The 16,360-nt window shown below is 61.1% G+C and carries 19 protein-coding genes; 14 read left to right on the top strand and 5 right to left on the bottom strand.

Going from position 1 to position 16,360, the window contains the following annotated elements:
- Positions 1 to 16 precede the first annotated feature (16 nt).
- Positions 17 to 352 carry a DUF3565 domain-containing protein gene (locus AB4O05_RS08730; protein WP_460131581.1) on the bottom strand — a complete coding sequence of 112 codons (336 nt, stop codon included), beginning with the start codon at positions 350 to 352 and terminating at the stop codon, positions 17 to 19.
- Between AB4O05_RS08730 and AB4O05_RS08735 the strand changes: the two genes are divergently transcribed.
- Entirely contained in the window at positions 321 to 806 is a 486-nt protein-coding gene (locus AB4O05_RS08735; protein WP_460131580.1) for an FKBP-type peptidyl-prolyl cis-trans isomerase, read from the top strand. The genes AB4O05_RS08730 and AB4O05_RS08735 overlap by 32 nt on opposite strands.
- Before the next feature lie 197 nt (positions 807 to 1,003).
- Here the strand turns inward: AB4O05_RS08735 and rpsT are convergent, their stop codons facing one another.
- On the bottom strand, positions 1,004 to 1,282 hold the full coding sequence (gene rpsT / locus AB4O05_RS08740; protein ID WP_016976313.1) for a 30S ribosomal protein S20: 279 nt from the start codon (positions 1,280 to 1,282) through the stop codon (positions 1,004 to 1,006).
- Positions 1,283 to 1,535: 253 nt separating this feature from the next.
- Here rpsT and murJ point away from each other — a divergent pair, with 253 nt between their 5' ends.
- From murJ to ispH, 6 genes are all read left to right on the top strand, one after another.
- Positions 1,536 to 3,074 carry a murein biosynthesis integral membrane protein MurJ gene (gene murJ / locus AB4O05_RS08745; RefSeq protein WP_460131578.1) on the top strand — a complete coding sequence of 513 codons (1,539 nt, stop codon included), beginning with the start codon at positions 1,536 to 1,538 and terminating at the stop codon, positions 3,072 to 3,074.
- A 119-nt stretch (positions 3,075 to 3,193) separates the two neighbouring features.
- The gene (ribF, locus tag AB4O05_RS08750) at positions 3,194 to 4,132 is read left to right on the top strand and encodes a bifunctional riboflavin kinase/FAD synthetase (protein WP_460131576.1); all 939 of its coding nucleotides are present in this window, start codon (positions 3,194 to 3,196) and stop codon (positions 4,130 to 4,132) included.
- A gap of 14 nt (positions 4,133 to 4,146) precedes the next feature.
- The gene (gene ileS / locus AB4O05_RS08755) at positions 4,147 to 6,978 is read left to right on the top strand and encodes an isoleucine--tRNA ligase (RefSeq protein WP_460131575.1); all 2,832 of its coding nucleotides are present in this window, start codon (positions 4,147 to 4,149) and stop codon (positions 6,976 to 6,978) included.
- A complete protein-coding gene (lspA, locus tag AB4O05_RS08760) occupies positions 6,971 to 7,483 on the top strand; it encodes a signal peptidase II (protein WP_460131574.1) in 513 nt (170 codons plus the stop codon). Before ileS ends, lspA begins: the two co-directional genes overlap by 8 nt.
- A 7-nt stretch (positions 7,484 to 7,490) precedes the next feature.
- The gene (gene fkpB, locus AB4O05_RS08765) at positions 7,491 to 7,928 is read left to right on the top strand and encodes an FKBP-type peptidyl-prolyl cis-trans isomerase (protein WP_460137638.1); all 438 of its coding nucleotides are present in this window, start codon (positions 7,491 to 7,493) and stop codon (positions 7,926 to 7,928) included.
- A gap of 187 nt (positions 7,929 to 8,115) precedes the next feature.
- Positions 8,116 to 9,063, top strand: coding sequence for a 4-hydroxy-3-methylbut-2-enyl diphosphate reductase (gene ispH / locus AB4O05_RS08770; RefSeq protein WP_460131573.1), 948 nt, complete (start codon positions 8,116 to 8,118; stop codon positions 9,061 to 9,063).
- Here the strand turns inward: ispH and AB4O05_RS08775 are convergent.
- Positions 9,017 to 9,598 carry a GspH/FimT family pseudopilin gene (locus AB4O05_RS08775; RefSeq protein ID WP_460131572.1) on the bottom strand — a complete coding sequence of 194 codons (582 nt, stop codon included), beginning with the start codon at positions 9,596 to 9,598 and terminating at the stop codon, positions 9,017 to 9,019. The genes ispH and AB4O05_RS08775 overlap by 47 nt on opposite strands.
- A 204-nt stretch (positions 9,599 to 9,802) precedes the next feature.
- On the opposite strand from AB4O05_RS08775, the gene pilV reads away from it, so the two are divergent.
- The 5 genes from pilV to thiO all read left to right on the top strand — a co-directional run bounded on the left by pilV (position 9,803) and on the right by thiO (position 13,114).
- The gene (pilV, locus tag AB4O05_RS08780) at positions 9,803 to 10,285 is read left to right on the top strand and encodes a type IV pilus modification protein PilV (protein WP_460131570.1); all 483 of its coding nucleotides are present in this window, start codon (positions 9,803 to 9,805) and stop codon (positions 10,283 to 10,285) included.
- Positions 10,282 to 10,989, top strand: a complete 708-nt coding sequence (locus AB4O05_RS08785) for a PilW family protein (protein ID WP_460131568.1) — start codon at positions 10,282 to 10,284, stop codon at positions 10,987 to 10,989. The genes pilV and AB4O05_RS08785 overlap by 4 nt, the downstream gene beginning before the upstream one ends.
- Positions 10,990 to 10,996: 7 nt before the next feature.
- Positions 10,997 to 11,527 (top strand): pilus assembly PilX family protein, encoded by a 531-nt coding sequence (locus AB4O05_RS08790; RefSeq protein ID WP_460131567.1) that lies wholly within the window; start codon positions 10,997 to 10,999, stop codon positions 11,525 to 11,527.
- 13 nt (positions 11,528 to 11,540) lie between these two features.
- Positions 11,541 to 11,942: a type IV pilin protein gene (locus tag AB4O05_RS08795; RefSeq protein ID WP_460131566.1), complete on the top strand. Its 402-nt coding sequence runs from the start codon at positions 11,541 to 11,543 to the stop codon at positions 11,940 to 11,942.
- Positions 11,943 to 12,004: 62 nt separating this feature from the next.
- The gene (gene thiO / locus AB4O05_RS08800; protein ID WP_460131565.1) at positions 12,005 to 13,114 is read left to right on the top strand and encodes a glycine oxidase ThiO; all 1,110 of its coding nucleotides are present in this window, start codon (positions 12,005 to 12,007) and stop codon (positions 13,112 to 13,114) included.
- Here thiO and AB4O05_RS08805 read toward each other — a convergent pair.
- Both AB4O05_RS08805 and AB4O05_RS08810 read right to left on the bottom strand, forming a co-directional pair.
- A complete protein-coding gene (locus tag AB4O05_RS08805; RefSeq protein WP_460131563.1) occupies positions 13,101 to 13,334 on the bottom strand; it encodes a PP0621 family protein in 234 nt (77 codons plus the stop codon). The genes thiO and AB4O05_RS08805 overlap by 14 nt on opposite strands.
- Positions 13,335 to 13,459: 125 nt before the next feature.
- Complete coding sequence (locus AB4O05_RS08810; RefSeq protein ID WP_460131562.1) at positions 13,460 to 14,485, bottom strand: outer membrane protein assembly factor BamD; 1,026 nt, start codon at positions 14,483 to 14,485, stop codon at positions 13,460 to 13,462.
- A 149-nt stretch (positions 14,486 to 14,634) separates the two neighbouring features.
- Here AB4O05_RS08810 and rluD point away from each other — a divergent pair, with 149 nt between their 5' ends.
- Both rluD and pgeF read left to right on the top strand, forming a co-directional pair.
- A complete protein-coding gene (rluD, locus tag AB4O05_RS08815) occupies positions 14,635 to 15,597 on the top strand; it encodes a 23S rRNA pseudouridine(1911/1915/1917) synthase RluD (protein WP_032886184.1) in 963 nt (320 codons plus the stop codon).
- On the top strand, positions 15,594 to 16,319 hold the full coding sequence (gene pgeF / locus AB4O05_RS08820) for a peptidoglycan editing factor PgeF (protein ID WP_460131561.1): 726 nt from the start codon (positions 15,594 to 15,596) through the stop codon (positions 16,317 to 16,319). The genes rluD and pgeF overlap by 4 nt, the downstream gene beginning before the upstream one ends.
- Positions 16,320 to 16,360: the final 41 nt, after the last annotated feature.

Consider the following 16,360-nt stretch of genomic DNA (forward strand, 5'->3'; position numbering starts at 1 on the left):
GAGTGCCTACCGGGAATCAGGCGCCAAGGTTATCGTTATTCGGCTCTTGAGCACACCAGCCGCACGCAAAGGGCTGACCTATTTTTTCCAGGCGCTGTGCGGGGTCAAGCACCCAGGCGCGGGACTGCCATGGCGGTTGGTGCCGCAGGTGCTGGGTGTGGCCGCAGGACAACTCGGCCACCCAGTGGCCATCTTCGTCCTGATAAAAACCGACGATCGTGACCGTTGATCGGTCCCGTCCGTCCGGGTTCCGTTCGCTTTCGGGCAAATCCTTGTTTAGACTTGTCCGTTCTTCATTCTTATGCAAAAGGTCTCGCCCCATGACGATCGCCGCTAACAAGGCTGTCTCCATCGACTATACCCTGACCAACGACGCTGGTGATGTCATCGACAGCTCAGCCGGCGGCGCGCCGCTGGTCTACCTGCAAGGCGCGGGTAACATCATCCCAGGCCTGGAAAAGGCTCTGGAAGGCAAGGCCGTCGGCGATGAGCTGAAAGTGGTCGTAGCACCTGAAGATGCCTACGGTGAATACTCCGTTGAACTGGTCAGCACCCTGAGCCGCAGCATGTTCGAAGGTGTGGATGAGCTGGAAGTGGGCATGCAGTTCCACGCTTCCGCGCCAGACGGCCAAATGCAGATCGTCACCATCAGCGACCTCGAGGGCGATAACGTAACCGTTGACGGTAACCACCCACTGGCGGGTCAGCGCCTGAACTTCCAAGTGAAGATCGTTGCTATCCGCGACGCTTCCCAGGAAGAAGTGGCTCACGGCCACGTCCACGGTGAAGGCGGTCATCACCATTGATTGATGGTTTGATCAAGCGGTAACAAAAAAAAGCCCCGACTGGTTCGGGGCGTTTTTTTGCCTGAAAAATGTGAAAGGGGGCAAGCACAGATAGAGCTGTGGTGATTTTCAGGCCCAAACAAAAATGCCCCGGACCTTTCGGTACGGGGCATTTCTTAACTGTTTCGCAACCTGGGCTGCGTTGCAGTTGTTACCACTCAGGCTGCGGCAGCAACGCTCAGAGCCTTGATGTGGCCATTCAGGCGGCTCTTATGACGAGCGGCCTTGTTCTTGTGGATGATGCCTTTATCGGCCATACGGTCGATAACCGGCACTGCCAGAACGTAAGCAGCTTGGGCTTTTTCAGCGTCTTTGGTGTCGATGGCTTTAACTACATTCTTGATGTAGGTACGAACCATGGAACGCAGGCTGGCGTTGTGGCTGCGACGCTTCTCAGCCTGTTTTGCACGTTTTTTGGCGGAAGGTGTGTTGGCCACCGTCGAGCTCCTCGAAAGACTTTTTAGGAAATAGCAAACAAAATAGGCCGCGAATCATGCCGATGACTTGATGGGTTGTCAAGGGCGGCTGATGCGAACTGCTGAGTGGTCGATCTGAAGAGGCGGGTGATTTATTTCCGGCGCTTGACCTGTAAACTCGCGAGCTTTGGCTCTGTGCTGTTGCAGGCGCGCAGTATCGCATAAGTGGGCGCTTTGTTCGCCTGCTCTTTATCTATAGGCGCAAACTCTTTCAATGAATCTGCTCAAATCGTTGGCCGCTGTCAGCTCTATCACAATGATCTCCCGGGTTCTGGGGTTTGTGCGTGACACCCTGCTGGCGCGCATTTTTGGCGCCAGCATGGCCACGGATGCCTTCTTTATTGCGTTTAAATTGCCCAATCTGTTGCGGCGGATATTCGCCGAAGGCGCATTTTCCCAGGCGTTCGTGCCGATTCTCGCCGAGTACAAGACCCAGCAGGGCGAGGAGGCGACCCGCACGTTTATTGCCTACGTCTCGGGCTTGCTGACCCTGGTGCTGATGCTGGTGACCATTGTCGGCATGCTGGCCGCCCCCTGGGTGATCTGGGCTACGGCGCCGGGTTTCGCCAATACGCCGGAAAAATTCGCGCTGACCACTGATCTGCTGCGCGTGACCTTTCCTTATATATTGCTGATCTCGCTTTCGTCCCTGGCCGGAGCGATCCTCAACACGTGGAACCGTTTTTCGGTGCCGGCGTTCGTACCGACCCTGCTCAACGTCAGCATGATCATTTTCGCACTGTTCCTGACGCCATACTTCGACCCGCCGGTAATGGCTCTGGGTTGGGCCGTACTGGCCGGCGGCCTGGCGCAGTTGCTCTACCAGCTGCCGCACCTGAAAAAGATCGGCATGCTGGTGCTGCCGCGCCTGAACCTCAAGGACACCGGCGTCTGGCGCGTGATGCGCAATATGTTGCCGGCGATCCTGGGCGTGTCGGTCAGCCAGATCTCCCTGATCATCAACACCGCCTTTGCCTCATTGCTGGTATCAGGCTCGGTGTCGTGGATGTACTACGCCGACCGCCTGATGGAGCTGCCGTCCGGCGTGCTCGGCGTGGCCTTGGGCACGATCCTGTTGCCGACCCTGGCGCGCACGTACGCCAGCAAGGATCGCCAGGAGTATTCGCGGATTCTGGATTGGGGCCTGCGCCTGTGCTTCGTGCTGGTGCTGCCGTGCTCCCTGGCCTTGGGGATCCTGGCCGAGCCGCTGACGGTCTCGTTGTTCCAATACGGGCAATTCGACGCGCATGACGCATTAATGACCCAGCATGCGCTGGTGGCCTACTCCGTCGGCCTGCTCGGCATCATCGTGATCAAAGTGCTGGCGCCGGGCTTCTACGCGCAACAGAACATCCGCACTCCGGTGAAAATCGCGATCTTCACCCTGGTCGTCACGCAACTGCTCAACCTGGCGTTTATCGGTCCGTTGGCCCATGCCGGCCTGGCGCTGGCGATCAGCGTGGGTGCCTGCATCAACGCCGGCCTGCTGTTTTATCAGCTGCGTAAACAGCAGATGTTTCAGCCACAACCGGGTTGGGGTCTGTTTGCCCTCAAGCTCCTGGTGGCGGTCGGCGTGATGTCGGTGGTGCTGCTGGGCCTGATGCACGTGATGCCCGCCTGGGACGAAGGCCATATGCTGGAGCGCTTCATGCGTCTGGGCGTGCTGGTCGTGGCCGGTGTGGTGGTGTACTTCGGGATGTTGCTGCTGCAGGGTTTCCGCCTGCGGGATTTCAATCGCAAGTCGCTGGGGTAGAGAGTTTGCCGCGATAAAGCGGCAGTTTTATCGATTCGAGCCATTTGCCCTGTGCTGTTGCCTGTCGTCCGGGGCCGGGTGTGGTTATAATCGACCACTTTATGAGCAAGAAGCGCGTTATGCAGCTGGTTCGAGGTCTCCACAACCTGCGCCCCGAGCATCGGGGCTGCGTCGCCACTATTGGCAACTTTGACGGTGTTCACCGTGGCCACCAGGCTATCCTGGCCCGCCTGCGTGAGCGCGCGGTCGAGTTGGGCGTGCCCAGCTGCGTGGTGATTTTTGAGCCACAGCCGCGGGAATTCTTTACTCCGGAAACGGCGCCAGCGCGCCTGGCCCGCTTGCGCGACAAGCTGCAACTGTTGGCCGAGGAGGGCGTGGATCGTGTGCTGGGCCTGGCCTTCAACCAGCGTTTGCGCAGCCTCAGCGCCGCCGAGTTCGTCGACCGTATCCTGGTGGATGGCTTGGGCGTACAGCACCTGGAGGTCGGCGACGACTTCCGTTTCGGCTGTGATCGGGTCGGCGATTTCGATTTTCTGCAGCACGCCGGCGTAACCCAGGGTTTTACCGTCGAAGCCGCGCAAACCGTCGAACTGGACGGCCTGCGCGTGAGCAGTACCCAGGTGCGTAATGCCCTGGCCGCTGCCGACTTCGCCTTGGCCGAGCGCTTGCTCGGTCGCCCGTTCCGCATTGCCGGGCGGGTACTGCACGGCCAGAAGCTGGCGCGCCAACTGGGCACGCCAACCGCCAACGTGCAGCTCAAGCGCCGTCGTGTGCCGCTGACCGGGGTTTACCTGGTGAGCGTCGACATCGACGGCCAATCGTGGCCGGGAGTCGCCAACATAGGCGTCAGACCCACGGTTGCAGGTGATGGCAAGGCCCACCTGGAGGTTCACCTTTTGGATTTTGCCGGTGATTTGTATGACCGGCGTTTGACGGTGGTTTTCCACCAGAAGCTGCGTGAAGAGCAGCGTTTCGCCTCCCTCGAGGCGTTGAAAACGGCGATCAATGCGGATGTCGCCGCCGCCCGTGCACTAGCCGCACCTAGCGCCCATCGCTAACCGAAGAGCCTTAAATGACCGACTATAAAGCCACGCTAAACCTTCCGGACACCGCCTTCCCAATGAAGGCCGGCCTGCCACAGCGCGAACCGCAGATCCTGCAGCGCTGGGACAGTATTGGCCTGTACGGAAAGTTGCGCGAGATTGGCAAGGATCGTCCGAAATTCGTCCTGCACGACGGCCCTCCTTATGCCAACGGCACGATTCACATCGGTCATGCGCTGAACAAGATTCTCAAGGACATGATCCTGCGTTCGAAAACCCTTTCGGGCTTCGACGCGCCTTATGTCCCGGGTTGGGACTGCCACGGCCTGCCGATCGAACACAAGGTCGAAGTGACCTACGGCAAGAACCTGGGCGCCGATAAAACCCGCGAACTGTGCCGTGCCTATGCCACCGAGCAGATCGAAGGGCAGAAGTCCGAATTCATCCGCCTGGGCGTGTTGGGTGACTGGGATAACCCGTACAAGACCATGAACTTCAAGAACGAGGCCGGTGAAATCCGTGCCTTGGCCGAAATCGTCAAGGGCGGTTTCGTGTTCAAGGGCCTCAAGCCCGTGAACTGGTGCTTCGACTGCGGTTCGGCCCTGGCTGAAGCGGAAGTCGAGTACGAAGACAAGAAATCCTCGACTATCGACGTGGCCTTCCCCATCGCCGACGAGGCCAAGCTGGCCCAGGCGTTCGGCCTGGCAAGCCTGGCCAAGCCGGCCGCCATCGTGATCTGGACCACTACCCCGTGGACCATCCCCGCCAACCAGGCTCTGAACGTGCACCCGGAATTCACCTACGCCCTGGTGGACGTCGGTGATCGCCTGCTGGTACTGGCCGAGGAAATGGTCGAGTCGTGCCTGGCCCGCTACGAGCTGGAAGGTTCGGTGATCGCTACCACCACCGGTTCCGCGCTGGAGCTGATCAATTTCCGTCACCCGTTCTACGACCGCCTGTCGCCGGTGTACCTGGCTGACTACGTCGAGCTGGGTTCGGGTACCGGTGTGGTTCACTGCTCGCCCGCCTATGGCGTGGACGACTTCGTGATCTGCAAGCAGTACGGCCTGGTTAACGATGACATCATCAACCCGGTGCAAAGCAATGGCGTGTACGTGCCATCGCTGGAATTTTTCGGCGGCCAGTTCATCTTCAAGGCCGACCCTGCGATCATCGAAAAACTGCGTGAAGTCGGCGCGCTGATGCAGACCGACACGATCAAGCACAGCTACATGCACTGCTGGCGCCACAAGACCCCGCTGATCTACCGCGCCACCGCGCAGTGGTTCATCGGCATGGACAAAGAACCGACCCGCGGCGACACCCTGCGTGTGCGCTCGCTCAAGGCTATCGAAGACACCAAGTTCGTGCCGGCCTGGGGCCAGGCGCGTCTGCATTCGATGATCGCCAACCGCCCGGACTGGTGCATCTCTCGCCAGCGTAACTGGGGCGTGCCGATCCCGTTCTTCCTGAACAAGGAAAGCGGAGAGCTGCACCCGCGCACTGTCGAACTGATGGAAATCGTCGCCCAACGCGTCGAGCAGGAAGGTATCGAAGCCTGGTTCAAGCTGGACGCCGCCGAATTGCTGGGCGATGAAGCGCCGCAGTACGACAAGATCAGCGACACCCTCGATGTGTGGTTCGACTCGGGTACCACCCACTGGCACGTGCTGCGCGGTTCGCACCCGATGGGCCACGCGACCGGCCCGCGTGCCGACCTGTACCTGGAAGGCTCCGATCAACACCGTGGCTGGTTCCACTCCTCGTTGCTGACCGGTTGCGCCATCGACGACCACGCTCCGTACCGCGAACTGCTGACCCACGGCTTCACCGTCGACGAGACGGGCCGCAAGATGTCCAAGTCGCTGAAGAACGTGATCGAGCCGAAAAAGATCAACGACACCCTGGGCGCCGACATCATGCGCCTGTGGGTCGCGTCGACCGACTACTCGGGCGAAATCGCTGTCTCGGACCAGATTCTGGCCCGCAGCGCCGATGCCTACCGTCGCATCCGTAATACCGCACGTTTCCTGCTGTCGAACCTGACCGGTTTCAACCCGGCCACCGACATCCTGCCGGCCGAGGACATGCTCGCCCTGGACCGTTGGGCCGTGGACCGTACCCTGTTGCTGCAGCGCGAGTTGCAGGAACACTACGGCGAATACCGCTTCTGGAACGTCTACTCGAAGATCCACAACTTCTGCGTGCAGGAGCTGGGCGGTTTCTACCTCGACATCATCAAGGACCGCCAGTACACCACCGCCGCCAACAGCAAGGCGCGCCGTTCGGCGCAGACCGCGCTGTACCACATCTCTGAAGCGCTGGTGCGCTGGATCGCGCCGATCCTGGCCTTCACCGCCGACGAACTGTGGGAATACCTGCCGGGCGAGCGTAACGAATCGGTGATGCTCAATACCTGGTACGAAGGCCTGACCGAACTGCCGGCCGACTTCGAACTGGGCCGCGAGTACTGGGAAGGCGTGATGGCCGTCAAGGTTGCGGTGAACAAGGAGCTGGAAGTGCAGCGGGCGGCCAAGGCTGTCGGCGGCAACCTGCAGGCCGAAGTCACCCTGTTCGCCGAAGAAAGCCTGACCGCCGACCTGGCCAAGCTGAGCAACGAGCTGCGCTTCGTGCTGATCACTTCCACCGCGAGCCTGGCACCGTTTGCCCTGGCGCCGGCGGACGCCGTGGCCACCGAAGTTCCGGGCCTCAAGCTCAAAGTGGTCAAGTCGGCCTTTCCCAAGTGCGCCCGTTGCTGGCACTGCCGTGAAGACGTTGGCGTAAACCCTGAGCATCCGGAAATCTGTGGTCGTTGTGTCGACAACATCAGCGGTGCTGGCGAGGTTCGCCACTATGCCTAATGCAGCCAGTCGTTTCGGACGTCTGGGCTGGCTCGTACTGAGCGTGCTGGTCCTGGTCATTGACCAGGTCAGCAAGGCTCACTTCGAGGGCTCCCTGGAAATGTTCCAGCAAATCGTGGTGATCCCGGATTACTTCAGCTGGACCCTGGCCTACAACACCGGCGCAGCCTTCAGCTTCCTCGCTGACAGTGGCGGCTGGCAGCGTTGGCTGTTTGCCCTGATCGCCGTGGTGGTCAGTGCGGTGCTGGTGGTCTGGCTCAAGCGCCTGGGCCGCGATGAGACCTGGCTGGCCATTGCCTTGGCCCTGGTGCTGGGCGGTGCGCTGGGTAACCTCTACGACCGCATTGCCCTGGGTCATGTGATCGACTTCATCCTCGTGCACTGGCAGAACCGTTGGTACTTCCCTGCGTTCAACTTCGCCGACAGTGCTATCACCGTCGGTGCAATCATGCTGGCGCTGGATATGTTCAAAAGTAAGAAAACCGGAGAGACCGTCAATGACTGATCAGGTATTGGCTGAGCAACGCATCGGCCAGAACACGGAAGTCACTTTGCATTTCGCACTGCGCCTGGAGAACGGCGATACGGTCGACAGCACGTTCGACAAAGCCCCGGCGACCTTCAAGGTCGGCGACGGTAACCTGCTGCCGGGTTTCGAAGCGGCACTGTTCGGTTTCAAGGCGGGTGACAAACGCACCCTGCAGATCCTGCCGGAAAACGCCTTCGGCCAGCCCAACCCGCAAAACGTACAGATCATCCCGCGTTCGCAGTTCCAGAACATGGACCTGTCGGAAGGCCTGCTGGTGATTTTCAACGATGCGGCGAATACCGAGCTGCCGGGTGTGGTCAAGGCCTTCGACGACGCGCAAGTGACCATCGACTTCAATCACCCGTTGGCCGGTAAAACCTTGACGTTTGATGTTGAAATCATCGACGTTAAAGCGATCTGACTGACGAAGCCGGTTCCTGTGGGTGCGGGCTTGTGTGGGAACTGGCTTGCCTGCGATTGCATCACCTCGGTGTGTGCCTGATGCACCGAGTTGGCTGCATTGCGGGCAAGCCCATCTCCCACAAAGGCTCGTTCTTACTAGAGCTGAGTTGATCCAATTTCTTGCATTGCAAGACACGAGGCACAGCATGCAAATCAAACTCGCCAACCCCCGTGGCTTCTGCGCCGGCGTGGACCGGGCGATCGAAATCGTCAATCGCGCCCTGGAAGTCTTCGGCCCGCCGATCTACGTGCGTCATGAAGTCGTCCACAACAAGTTCGTGGTCGAAGACCTGCGTGCCCGCGGCGCCATTTTTGTCGAAGAACTGGACCAGGTGCCGGACGACGTTATCGTTATCTTCAGTGCCCATGGCGTTTCCCAGGCTGTGCGTACCGAGGCGGCAGGCCGTGGTCTTAAAGTATTCGATGCAACGTGCCCGCTGGTTACCAAGGTCCATATTGAAGTCGCGCGCTATAGCCGTGATGGCCGTGAATGCATCCTGATCGGCCACGCTGGCCACCCGGAAGTTGAAGGCACCATGGGCCAGTACGATGCCAGCAACGGTGGCGCCATCTACCTGGTGGAAGACGAAAAAGACGTTGCCAACCTTCAGGTGCAAAACCCCGATCGCCTGGCCTTCGTGACCCAGACCACCTTGTCCATGGACGACACCAGCCGCGTGATCGATGCCCTGCGCAGCCGGTTCCCTGCCATCGGTGGCCCGCGCAAGGACGACATCTGCTACGCCACGCAAAATCGCCAGGATGCGGTCAAGCAACTGGCCGATGAGTGCGATGTGGTTCTGGTGGTCGGCAGCCCTAACAGCTCCAACTCCAACCGCCTGCGCGAGCTGGCTGAGCGCATGGCGACCCCGGCGTACCTGATCGATGGTGCCGAAGATATGCAGCGCAGCTGGTTCGAGGGTGTCGAACGTATCGGTATTACCGCAGGCGCATCGGCGCCGGAAGTGCTGGTGCGCGGGGTTATCCAGCAATTGCACGCCTGGGGTGCCACCGGCGCCGATGAACTGGCTGGGCGCGAAGAGAACATCACTTTCTCCATGCCCAAGGAGCTGCGGGTTCGCTCGTTGCTCTGAGCGCCGGGGTGGCGGAATAGCTCCGGCACAATGCCTGCTCGGCTCTATCGCTGCGCAGGCTTATGCGCCCGCTGGGCGCCAGCACCACCTGGTGCAGGCTTTGCGCCGGGTCCTTGGTGCACACATGCACAGTGCCAGCACGAAAACCGCCTCCTGAAAACACCGGTTCGCCCAACCCGCTGAAGCGAACCAGGCTCTTGACCGGCCCATTGCCGACAATCGGTACGCGCCCGCTACCCTGGCGTTCCAGCAGCACCGGATTGTTCTCGTCCAGATGGCCGCGTCCGCTGATATCCACGATTACCCGCCAACCCCGGCTCCAATCATCGTCCAGTGCGTGAATGACCACCGCCCGATTGCGCGCGATGGCTTCCGTGCGCGCAAAGCGAAGCCCGCTCGCCAGTGATTGCGCCGCACTGTGGCGCCGCTGTGATTCAAGCAGGTGCTTGAAATTGGGCACTGCCAGGTGCGCCAGGATGCCGCTCAGCATCAGTGCGAGTAGCAACTCGATCAAGGTAAAACCGCGTTGATCCATGGCTCGTCCCTCCGTGGACGTGGGGTGTTATCGGGTTGAGACATAGGTATAGCGCCCAGGTCGGGGTACCGAATGATGGCCCTTATGTCCAAAGTATTTCCCTTTGTTCCGGGAGCGGCACGGGCGAAAAACCGGCGCTAGTCTTGGGCCGTACCGCAGGCGTCGCCTGCTTTTTTTCGACCTTCGACACGGATGACGACGGTAATGCTTGCTTGCCCGAACACTTGTTTTCGCCACCCTTTGCCCCGGCAACAAATCGGCATGACGTTGATCGAGGTGCTGGTAGCGGTGCTGATTCTCGCCGTTGGCCTGTCCGGTGCGGCAGTGCTCCAGCTCAATGCCCTCAAGTACACCGACAGCTCGCGGATGGTGAGTCAGGCCAGTTTCATCGCCTACGACATGCTCGACCGAATCCGCGCCAACCCTGGGGCTGACTACTCATGGGCGCGAGCCGAAAGGGCTGTGAGCAGTACCGCAACCAGCGTGCGCGACCTGGACCTGCACGATTTCGAGACGAATATCCTCGGTTTTGCCGGAGAGAGCGCCAAAGGATCGGTCACCATCAGTGCAAATGAGGTGACCGTCAGCATCAGTTGGGATAACAGCCGGGGTACGAGCACCCCCGGTGCGCGGGAAACTTTTACCCTCACCAGCCGTATTGGCAGTGAGTCGCGGGTGGGGCAATGAGAGCGCTGGCTCGGGGTTTCAGCCTGATGGAGTTGCTGTTGGCGCTGGTCGTCGGGCTGGTACTGGTGCTTGGGGTCAGCCAGGTATGGATCAGCTCACGAACGACCCACGCCAGCCAGCAGGCGGCCACATTACTGCAGGATGATGCGCGGTTTGTGCTGGGCAAGATGATCCAGGACATTCGCCAGGCGGGCATGTTTGGCTGTTTGGCTCCGGCTTTTATCGAAAACGCGCCTGCGGCCTTTGATCGGCCTGTCGGCTGGAGTGACGGGGGCAGCTCAATGTCATTGGTGCTGGTCATCGCCGATGTTGGCGATGAAGGCGGCAAGCCTGACTGGACGGTGCTGTCCGACTGCACCGGGGCCGCTCAGGCCTACGCCGGCAGTTCACCGCCTCCGGCGCCTGGGCAGATGCGTTTGGCGATACGTCAACGTACCTACACCTTCGAGACGGGACAGTTAAAGGTGAGCACGCTCGCCGCGCCGGCCAAGGCGGTGCTGGTGGAAAACGTACAGGCGTTCGATATCAGTTTCGGCGTGGCGGCCAAGCCGGAATCGGCCCAGGTGGTGCGCTACGACACCCGCCCGGCGGACGAGTCCTTGATCCGCAGTGTGCGCATCCGCCTGGCGCTGCAGGACCCCACGGGCCTGGTCAGGGATCAAACCTACAGCGTTGTCGCGGCGCTGCGCAACCGTCTGGGGTAGGGCGATCATGACGCTTGGCGAGGGTGTGTTTTCGCGGCAGAGGGGCATGGTCCTGCTGATCAGCCTGGTGTTCCTGCTGCTGCTGTCGCTGATTGGCCTGTCGTCGATACAGGGAGCGGTGGCCCAGCAAAAGATCGCCGGCAGCCTCTGGCATGGCAACCAATCATTTCAGCATGCAGAAAGCGGCTTGAGGCTGGGGGAATCGACCATCCAGCGGGCATCAGCGACGCTGCCGTTATGCCAGTCAGTCATGACCTGCGCACCGCCGAACGAAGCGTATTCGGTAATCGGCGCCGGTACCCATCCTGTCTCGGCGGTGACCTGGGTTGCCTTCAAGGGCGGCCTTTATGGCGTGCAGTCCCTGGGACCTGGTGTGGGGCTGGCGAATTTGCCGCCGCAAACCCCGGCGATGGTGTACCGGGTGACAGCGGTCGGGTTCAGTGGCCAAGCGCGTACGGTGCTGGAGAGCGTCTATGCGCGGGTGGAAGAGGAGGGCGGCGCGCGGTTTCGGCGCGTGTCATGGCGGCAACTTCAATAAGGAGAGCGGTGGGATGGGCATGGACAGTCGAGGTTTTACCCTGATCGAGTTACTGATCGCCGTGGCGATCATCGCATGTCTGGCCGGGATCGCTTACCCCGGTTACACCGGCCATGTAAAAAAGGTCTACCGCGCGCAGATCGTTGCGCTGCTGACGGAACAGGCCCAGCACCTGGAACGTTTTTATACGAGGAACGGTACTTTTATTGATGCCAGTGGCGTCAGTGCGGGCGATGATCGCTATAGAATCACCGCTGCATTGAACCCTCAGGACTTCTACCTGGTGGCGACGCCTGTCGCCGACTCGGTGATGGCCGGCGACCCTTGCGGCGACTTCAGCCTGACCAGCACCGGTGTTCGGGACAATCCGGGCGCGGCATCGGATATGTCGCGTCAGGCGTGCTGGGGGCAATGATGAGGAAGCTGGATGATTGGGCGCCAAGCGCGCTTGTTCCTATTTATCGGCTGGATCGAATAATGGCTAAGCAAGAGCAAGTGGTGATCGTCGGTGGCGGAGTCATCGGCCTGTTGACGGCGTATAACCTGGCGACCCAGGGGCGGGCGGTGGTGCTGCTGGAGCGCGCAGGTGTGGGGCAGGAGTCGTCCTGGGCGGGTGGTGGCATTGTGTCGCCCCTGTATCCGTGGCGCTACAGTCCGGCCGTCACTGCGCTGGCCCATTGGTCCCAGGATTTTTACCCGCAACTGGCGGAGCGCCTGTATGCCGATACGGGCGTTGACCCGCAGGTTCACACCACGGGTTTGTACTGGCTGGACCTGGACGATGAAGCCGAGGCGCTGGCCTGGGCGGCCCGTGAAGGCAGGCCCTTGAGCAAGGTGGACGTGTCGGCCGTCCACGATGCGGTTCCGGTGCTGGGGAGCGGGTACGCCCAGGCGATCTATATGGCGAATGTGGCCAATGTGCGCAACCCGCGCCTGGTCAAATCCCTCAAGGCTGCGCTATTGGCGTTGCCGGCCGTGACCCTTCATGAGCAGTGCGAAGTGACCGGGTTTATTCTAAACGGTGGCGATGTGGTGGGTGTGGATACCGCCGATGGCCCGATTACGGGGGGGCAGGTTGTTCTGGCGGCGGGGGCGTGGAGCGGTGAGTTGTTGGGTACGCTGGGCCTGGCGTTGCCGGTAGAACCGGTCAAGGGCCAGATGATCCTGTACAAGTGCGCTTCGGACTTTCTCTCGAGCATGGTCCTGGCCAAGGGGCGTTATGCAATTCCCCGACGCGACGGGCACATCCTGATTGGCAGTACCCTGGAGCATGAGGGCTTCGACAAGACGCCTACAGAGACCGCATTGGAGAGCCTGAAGGCCTCGGCTGTGGAGCTGATTCCTGCCCTGGCGGACGCGCAGGTCGTGGGACATTGGGCCGGCTTGCGGCCCGGCTCGCCGGAAGGCATCCCCTATATCGGCAGGGTGCCCGGCTTCAACGGGCTGTGGCTCAACTGCGGGCATTACCGCAACGGCCTGGTCCTGGCGCCGGCGTCCTGCCAGTTATTGGCCGATTTGCTGCTGGGGCGTGCACCGGTTATCGACTCGGCGCCGTACGCACCCGAAGGTCGGATCAGCGCTGGATAGATTTCGGGCCTTGCTCCAGGTGCGCCTGAGTGCAGTACCACGCCTCTTGCGAGCGTAGGGCACGATCCTGGGGTAGGTGTACGCCGCAGTGGGCACAGCGCACCATCAACGCGGCGCCGGGTTCGCTGGCACGTTGCTGTTTGGCGGCCGGGCTTTTGAATTTGCGCCAGAACCATACCGCAGCGGCAATAACGGCAATCCAGAACAGAAGACGAAGCATGATAGGCGGTTTCTCGACAGGGAATGCGCCAGTTTAGCCAAGGACATGGCGGGCGCACAGAGCAATAATGCTGAGCCACAAAAAAGGGAGCCTCGAGGGGCTCCCTTTTGCGTTGCGCCGACTGATCAGTCGAACAGACCGAACGTCATGTAGCTGAACCACGAGCGGTCCTGGTTGTTGCCCAGGGCCTGCGGTTCCTGTTCTTCGATCACGTCGCCGTTTTCGTCGTGCGGCTTGAGGTCCGAAGGAATCGCGTCCTTGGCGTCCTGGAACTGCTTGAGCACGTCCTGGTTGGCGCGGGTTTCGCCCGGCGGCAACGGTGGGCGGGACTCGATCAGGCCCAGGGTGTACTTGCTCAGCCACGAACGGTTGTCTGCTTCGGCAACCTGAGGCACGAACTGGCCGTCTTTCAGGCTAGGGTGATCCGGGTAGTTGAGCTTGAGGGTTTCCAGGCTGGTAGCGGCCAGTTCGTCCAGGTGCAGACGCTGGTAAGCCTCGGTCATCACGGCCAGGCCGTCACCCACCGAAGGGGTTTCCTGGAAGTTCTCTACGACATAACGGCCACGGTTGGCGGCTGCCACATATGCCTGACGGGTCAGGTAGTAGTGGGCCACGTGGATTTCGTAGGAAGCCAGCAGGTTGCGCAGGTAGATCATGCGCTGCTTGGCGTCCGGCGCATAGCGGCTGTTGGGGTAGCGGCTGGTCAGCTGGGCGAACTCGTTGTAGGAGTCGCGGGCGGCGCCGGGGTCGCGCTTGGTCATGTCCAGCGGCAGGAAGCGCGCCAGCAGGCCCACGTCCTGGTCGAACGAGGTCAGGCCCTTCATGTAGTAGGCGTAATCCACGTTCGGGTGTTGCGGATGCAGGCGGATGAAGCGCTCGGCGGCGGACTTGGCGGCTTCCGGCTCGGCGTTCTTGTAGTTGGCGTAGATCAGCTCAAGCTGGGCCTGGTCGGCGTAGCGCCCGAACGGATAGCGCGACTCCAGTGCCTTCAGCTTCGCTGTGGCGCTGGTGTAGCTATTATTGTCCAAGTCTTTCTGAGCCAGTTGGTACAGCTCGACTTCGCTCAGGTTTTCGTCGACGACTTCCTTTGTTGACGAGCAAGCAGCAGTCATGGCGAGGATGGCGATCAGCAGCAGGTGTTTCACTTGCATGGCGGCTTGCGTCCCTATGACGGCCGCTGTCTTGGGCGGGGCCGTCCTGTTATGATGAGCGCCCCGTTGAAAGCCTCGGGGCAAAAGACGCCGTATTTAACCACAAGCGCGCAGCCGAAACCAAAGGCTGTGCCACGCCTAGTCTGAGCATGTCCGATAAAATTGAACTTCGCGCAGAGGTGCCGTCCGAATTGGGCGGCCAACGCCTCGATCAAGTCGCCGCACAATTATTCGCTGAGCACTCGCGCTCGCGCCTTTCCGCCTGGATCAAAGACGGCCGCCTGACTGTGGATGGAGCGGTTATCCGCCCGCGAGACATAGTCCATGGCGGTGCGATTCTTGAGCTGACTGCCGAGCAGGAAGCCCAGGGAGAATGGGTCGCCCAGGACATCGAGCTGGATATCGTCTACGAAGACGACGACATCCTGGTCATCAACAAACCCGCGGGCCTGGTGGTTCACCCGGCGGCCGGGCACGCTGATGGCACCTTGCTCAATGCCCTGTTGCACCACATCCCCGACATCATCAATGTGCCGCGCTGCGGCATCGTGCACCGTCTGGACAAGGACACCACCGGTCTGATGGTGGTGGCCAAGACCATTCAGGCTCAGACGCAACTGGTTACTCAGTTGCAGAGCCGCAGCGTCAGCCGTATCTACGAGTGCATCGTGATCGGTGTGGTCGTGGCCGGTGGCAAGATCAACGCCCCTATCGGTCGCCATGGCCAGCAGCGCCAGCGCATGGCGGTGATGGAAGGTGGCAAGCAGGCAGTGAGCCACTACCGTGTGCTGGAGCGTTTTCGTTCCCACACCCATGTGCGGGTCAAGCTGGAAACCGGCCGTACCCACCAGATTCGCGTGCACATGGCCCACATCAACTTCCCGTTGGTCGGCGATCCTGCCTACGGAGGGCGCTTCCGCATTCCGCCCGCGGCCAGCCAGACCATGGTCGAATCGCTCAAAACGTTCCCGCGCCAGGCGTTGCATGCACGCTTTCTGGAGCTGGATCATCCGACGAGCGGTAAGCGCATGAGCTGGGAATCGCCACTTCCGGACGATTTTGTCTGGTTGCTGTCGCTGCTCAAGCAGGATCGCGAGGCGTTTGTCGGATGAATGACTGGCTGATTCCTGACTGGCCCGCGCCAGACGGGGTGAAAGCCTGCGTAACTACCCGTACGGGCGGCGTCAGCCTGGCGCCGTTCGATAGCCTCAACCTGGGCGATCACGTCGAGGACAACCTTGAGGCTGTTCTTGAGAATCGCCGTCGTCTTTCCGATGCCTTCCATATTCAACCGGCCTGGCTGCGCCAAGTGCACGGCGTGTGCGTGGTCGAGGCCGACCCTGGTCGCACGGCTGAAGCCGATGGCAGCTGGACCAGCACCCCCGGCATCGCCTGCACCGCGATGACCGCCGATTGCCTGCCTGCGTTGTTCTGCAACCGTGCCGGTACCCGCGTCGCGGCTGCCCATGCCGGTTGGCGTGGCTTGGCGGCGGGTGTCCTGGAAGCCGCCGTTGAAAGCCTTGAGGCCGAGCCCGCCGATGTGCTGGTCTGGCTGGGGCCGGCGATCGGTCCGCAAGCCTTTGAAGTCGGCCCTGAAGTGCGCGAAGCCTTCGTGCAGCAACTGCCGGTCACCGCCCAAGCCTTTGTGCCGAGCCGCAACCCGGGCAAGTTCATGGCCGATATCTACCAGTTGGCGCGCCTGCGTCTGGCTGCGCGGGGTGTCATGGCGGTCTATGGTGGCGGTCTCTGCACTGTCACCGACCCACGCTTCTTTTCTTACCGTCGCAGCCCGCGCACCGGTCGATTCGCCTCGCTTATCTGGCTGGAACGCTAAACTCTCCTGATCTGGGTCAATGCTGATCCATATCAACCGCC

The organism is Pseudomonas sp. S1_G07 (genome assembly GCF_054668565.1).

What these genes read in the sequence shown, in the direction of transcription:
- AB4O05_RS08735 (WP_460131580.1), top strand. Translation starts at nt 321, where the DNA reads ATGACGATCGCCGCTAACAAGGCTGTCTCCATCGACTATACCCTGACC.
- AB4O05_RS08730 (WP_460131581.1), bottom strand. Translation starts at nt 352, where the DNA reads ATGGAGACAGCCTTGTTAGCGGCGATCGTCATGGGGCGAGACCTTTTG.
- murJ (WP_460131578.1), top strand. Translation starts at nt 1,536, where the DNA reads ATGAATCTGCTCAAATCGTTGGCCGCTGTCAGCTCTATCACAATGATC.
- ribF (WP_460131576.1), top strand. Translation starts at nt 3,194, where the DNA reads ATGCAGCTGGTTCGAGGTCTCCACAACCTGCGCCCCGAGCATCGGGGC.
- ileS (WP_460131575.1), top strand. Translation starts at nt 4,147, where the DNA reads ATGACCGACTATAAAGCCACGCTAAACCTTCCGGACACCGCCTTCCCA.
- lspA (WP_460131574.1), top strand. Translation starts at nt 6,971, where the DNA reads ATGCCTAATGCAGCCAGTCGTTTCGGACGTCTGGGCTGGCTCGTACTG.
- ispH (WP_460131573.1), top strand. Translation starts at nt 8,116, where the DNA reads ATGCAAATCAAACTCGCCAACCCCCGTGGCTTCTGCGCCGGCGTGGAC.
- AB4O05_RS08775 (WP_460131572.1), bottom strand. Translation starts at nt 9,598, where the DNA reads ATGGATCAACGCGGTTTTACCTTGATCGAGTTGCTACTCGCACTGATG.
- pilV (WP_460131570.1), top strand. Translation starts at nt 9,803, where the DNA reads ATGCTTGCTTGCCCGAACACTTGTTTTCGCCACCCTTTGCCCCGGCAA.
- AB4O05_RS08785 (WP_460131568.1), top strand. Translation starts at nt 10,282, where the DNA reads ATGAGAGCGCTGGCTCGGGGTTTCAGCCTGATGGAGTTGCTGTTGGCG.
- AB4O05_RS08790 (WP_460131567.1), top strand. Translation starts at nt 10,997, where the DNA reads ATGACGCTTGGCGAGGGTGTGTTTTCGCGGCAGAGGGGCATGGTCCTG.
- AB4O05_RS08795 (WP_460131566.1), top strand. Translation starts at nt 11,541, where the DNA reads ATGGGCATGGACAGTCGAGGTTTTACCCTGATCGAGTTACTGATCGCC.
- thiO (WP_460131565.1), top strand. Translation starts at nt 12,005, where the DNA reads ATGGCTAAGCAAGAGCAAGTGGTGATCGTCGGTGGCGGAGTCATCGGC.
- AB4O05_RS08805 (WP_460131563.1), bottom strand. Translation starts at nt 13,334, where the DNA reads ATGCTTCGTCTTCTGTTCTGGATTGCCGTTATTGCCGCTGCGGTATGG.
- AB4O05_RS08810 (WP_460131562.1), bottom strand. Translation starts at nt 14,485, where the DNA reads ATGCAAGTGAAACACCTGCTGCTGATCGCCATCCTCGCCATGACTGCT.
- rluD (WP_032886184.1), top strand. Translation starts at nt 14,635, where the DNA reads ATGTCCGATAAAATTGAACTTCGCGCAGAGGTGCCGTCCGAATTGGGC.
- pgeF (WP_460131561.1), top strand. Translation starts at nt 15,594, where the DNA reads ATGAATGACTGGCTGATTCCTGACTGGCCCGCGCCAGACGGGGTGAAA.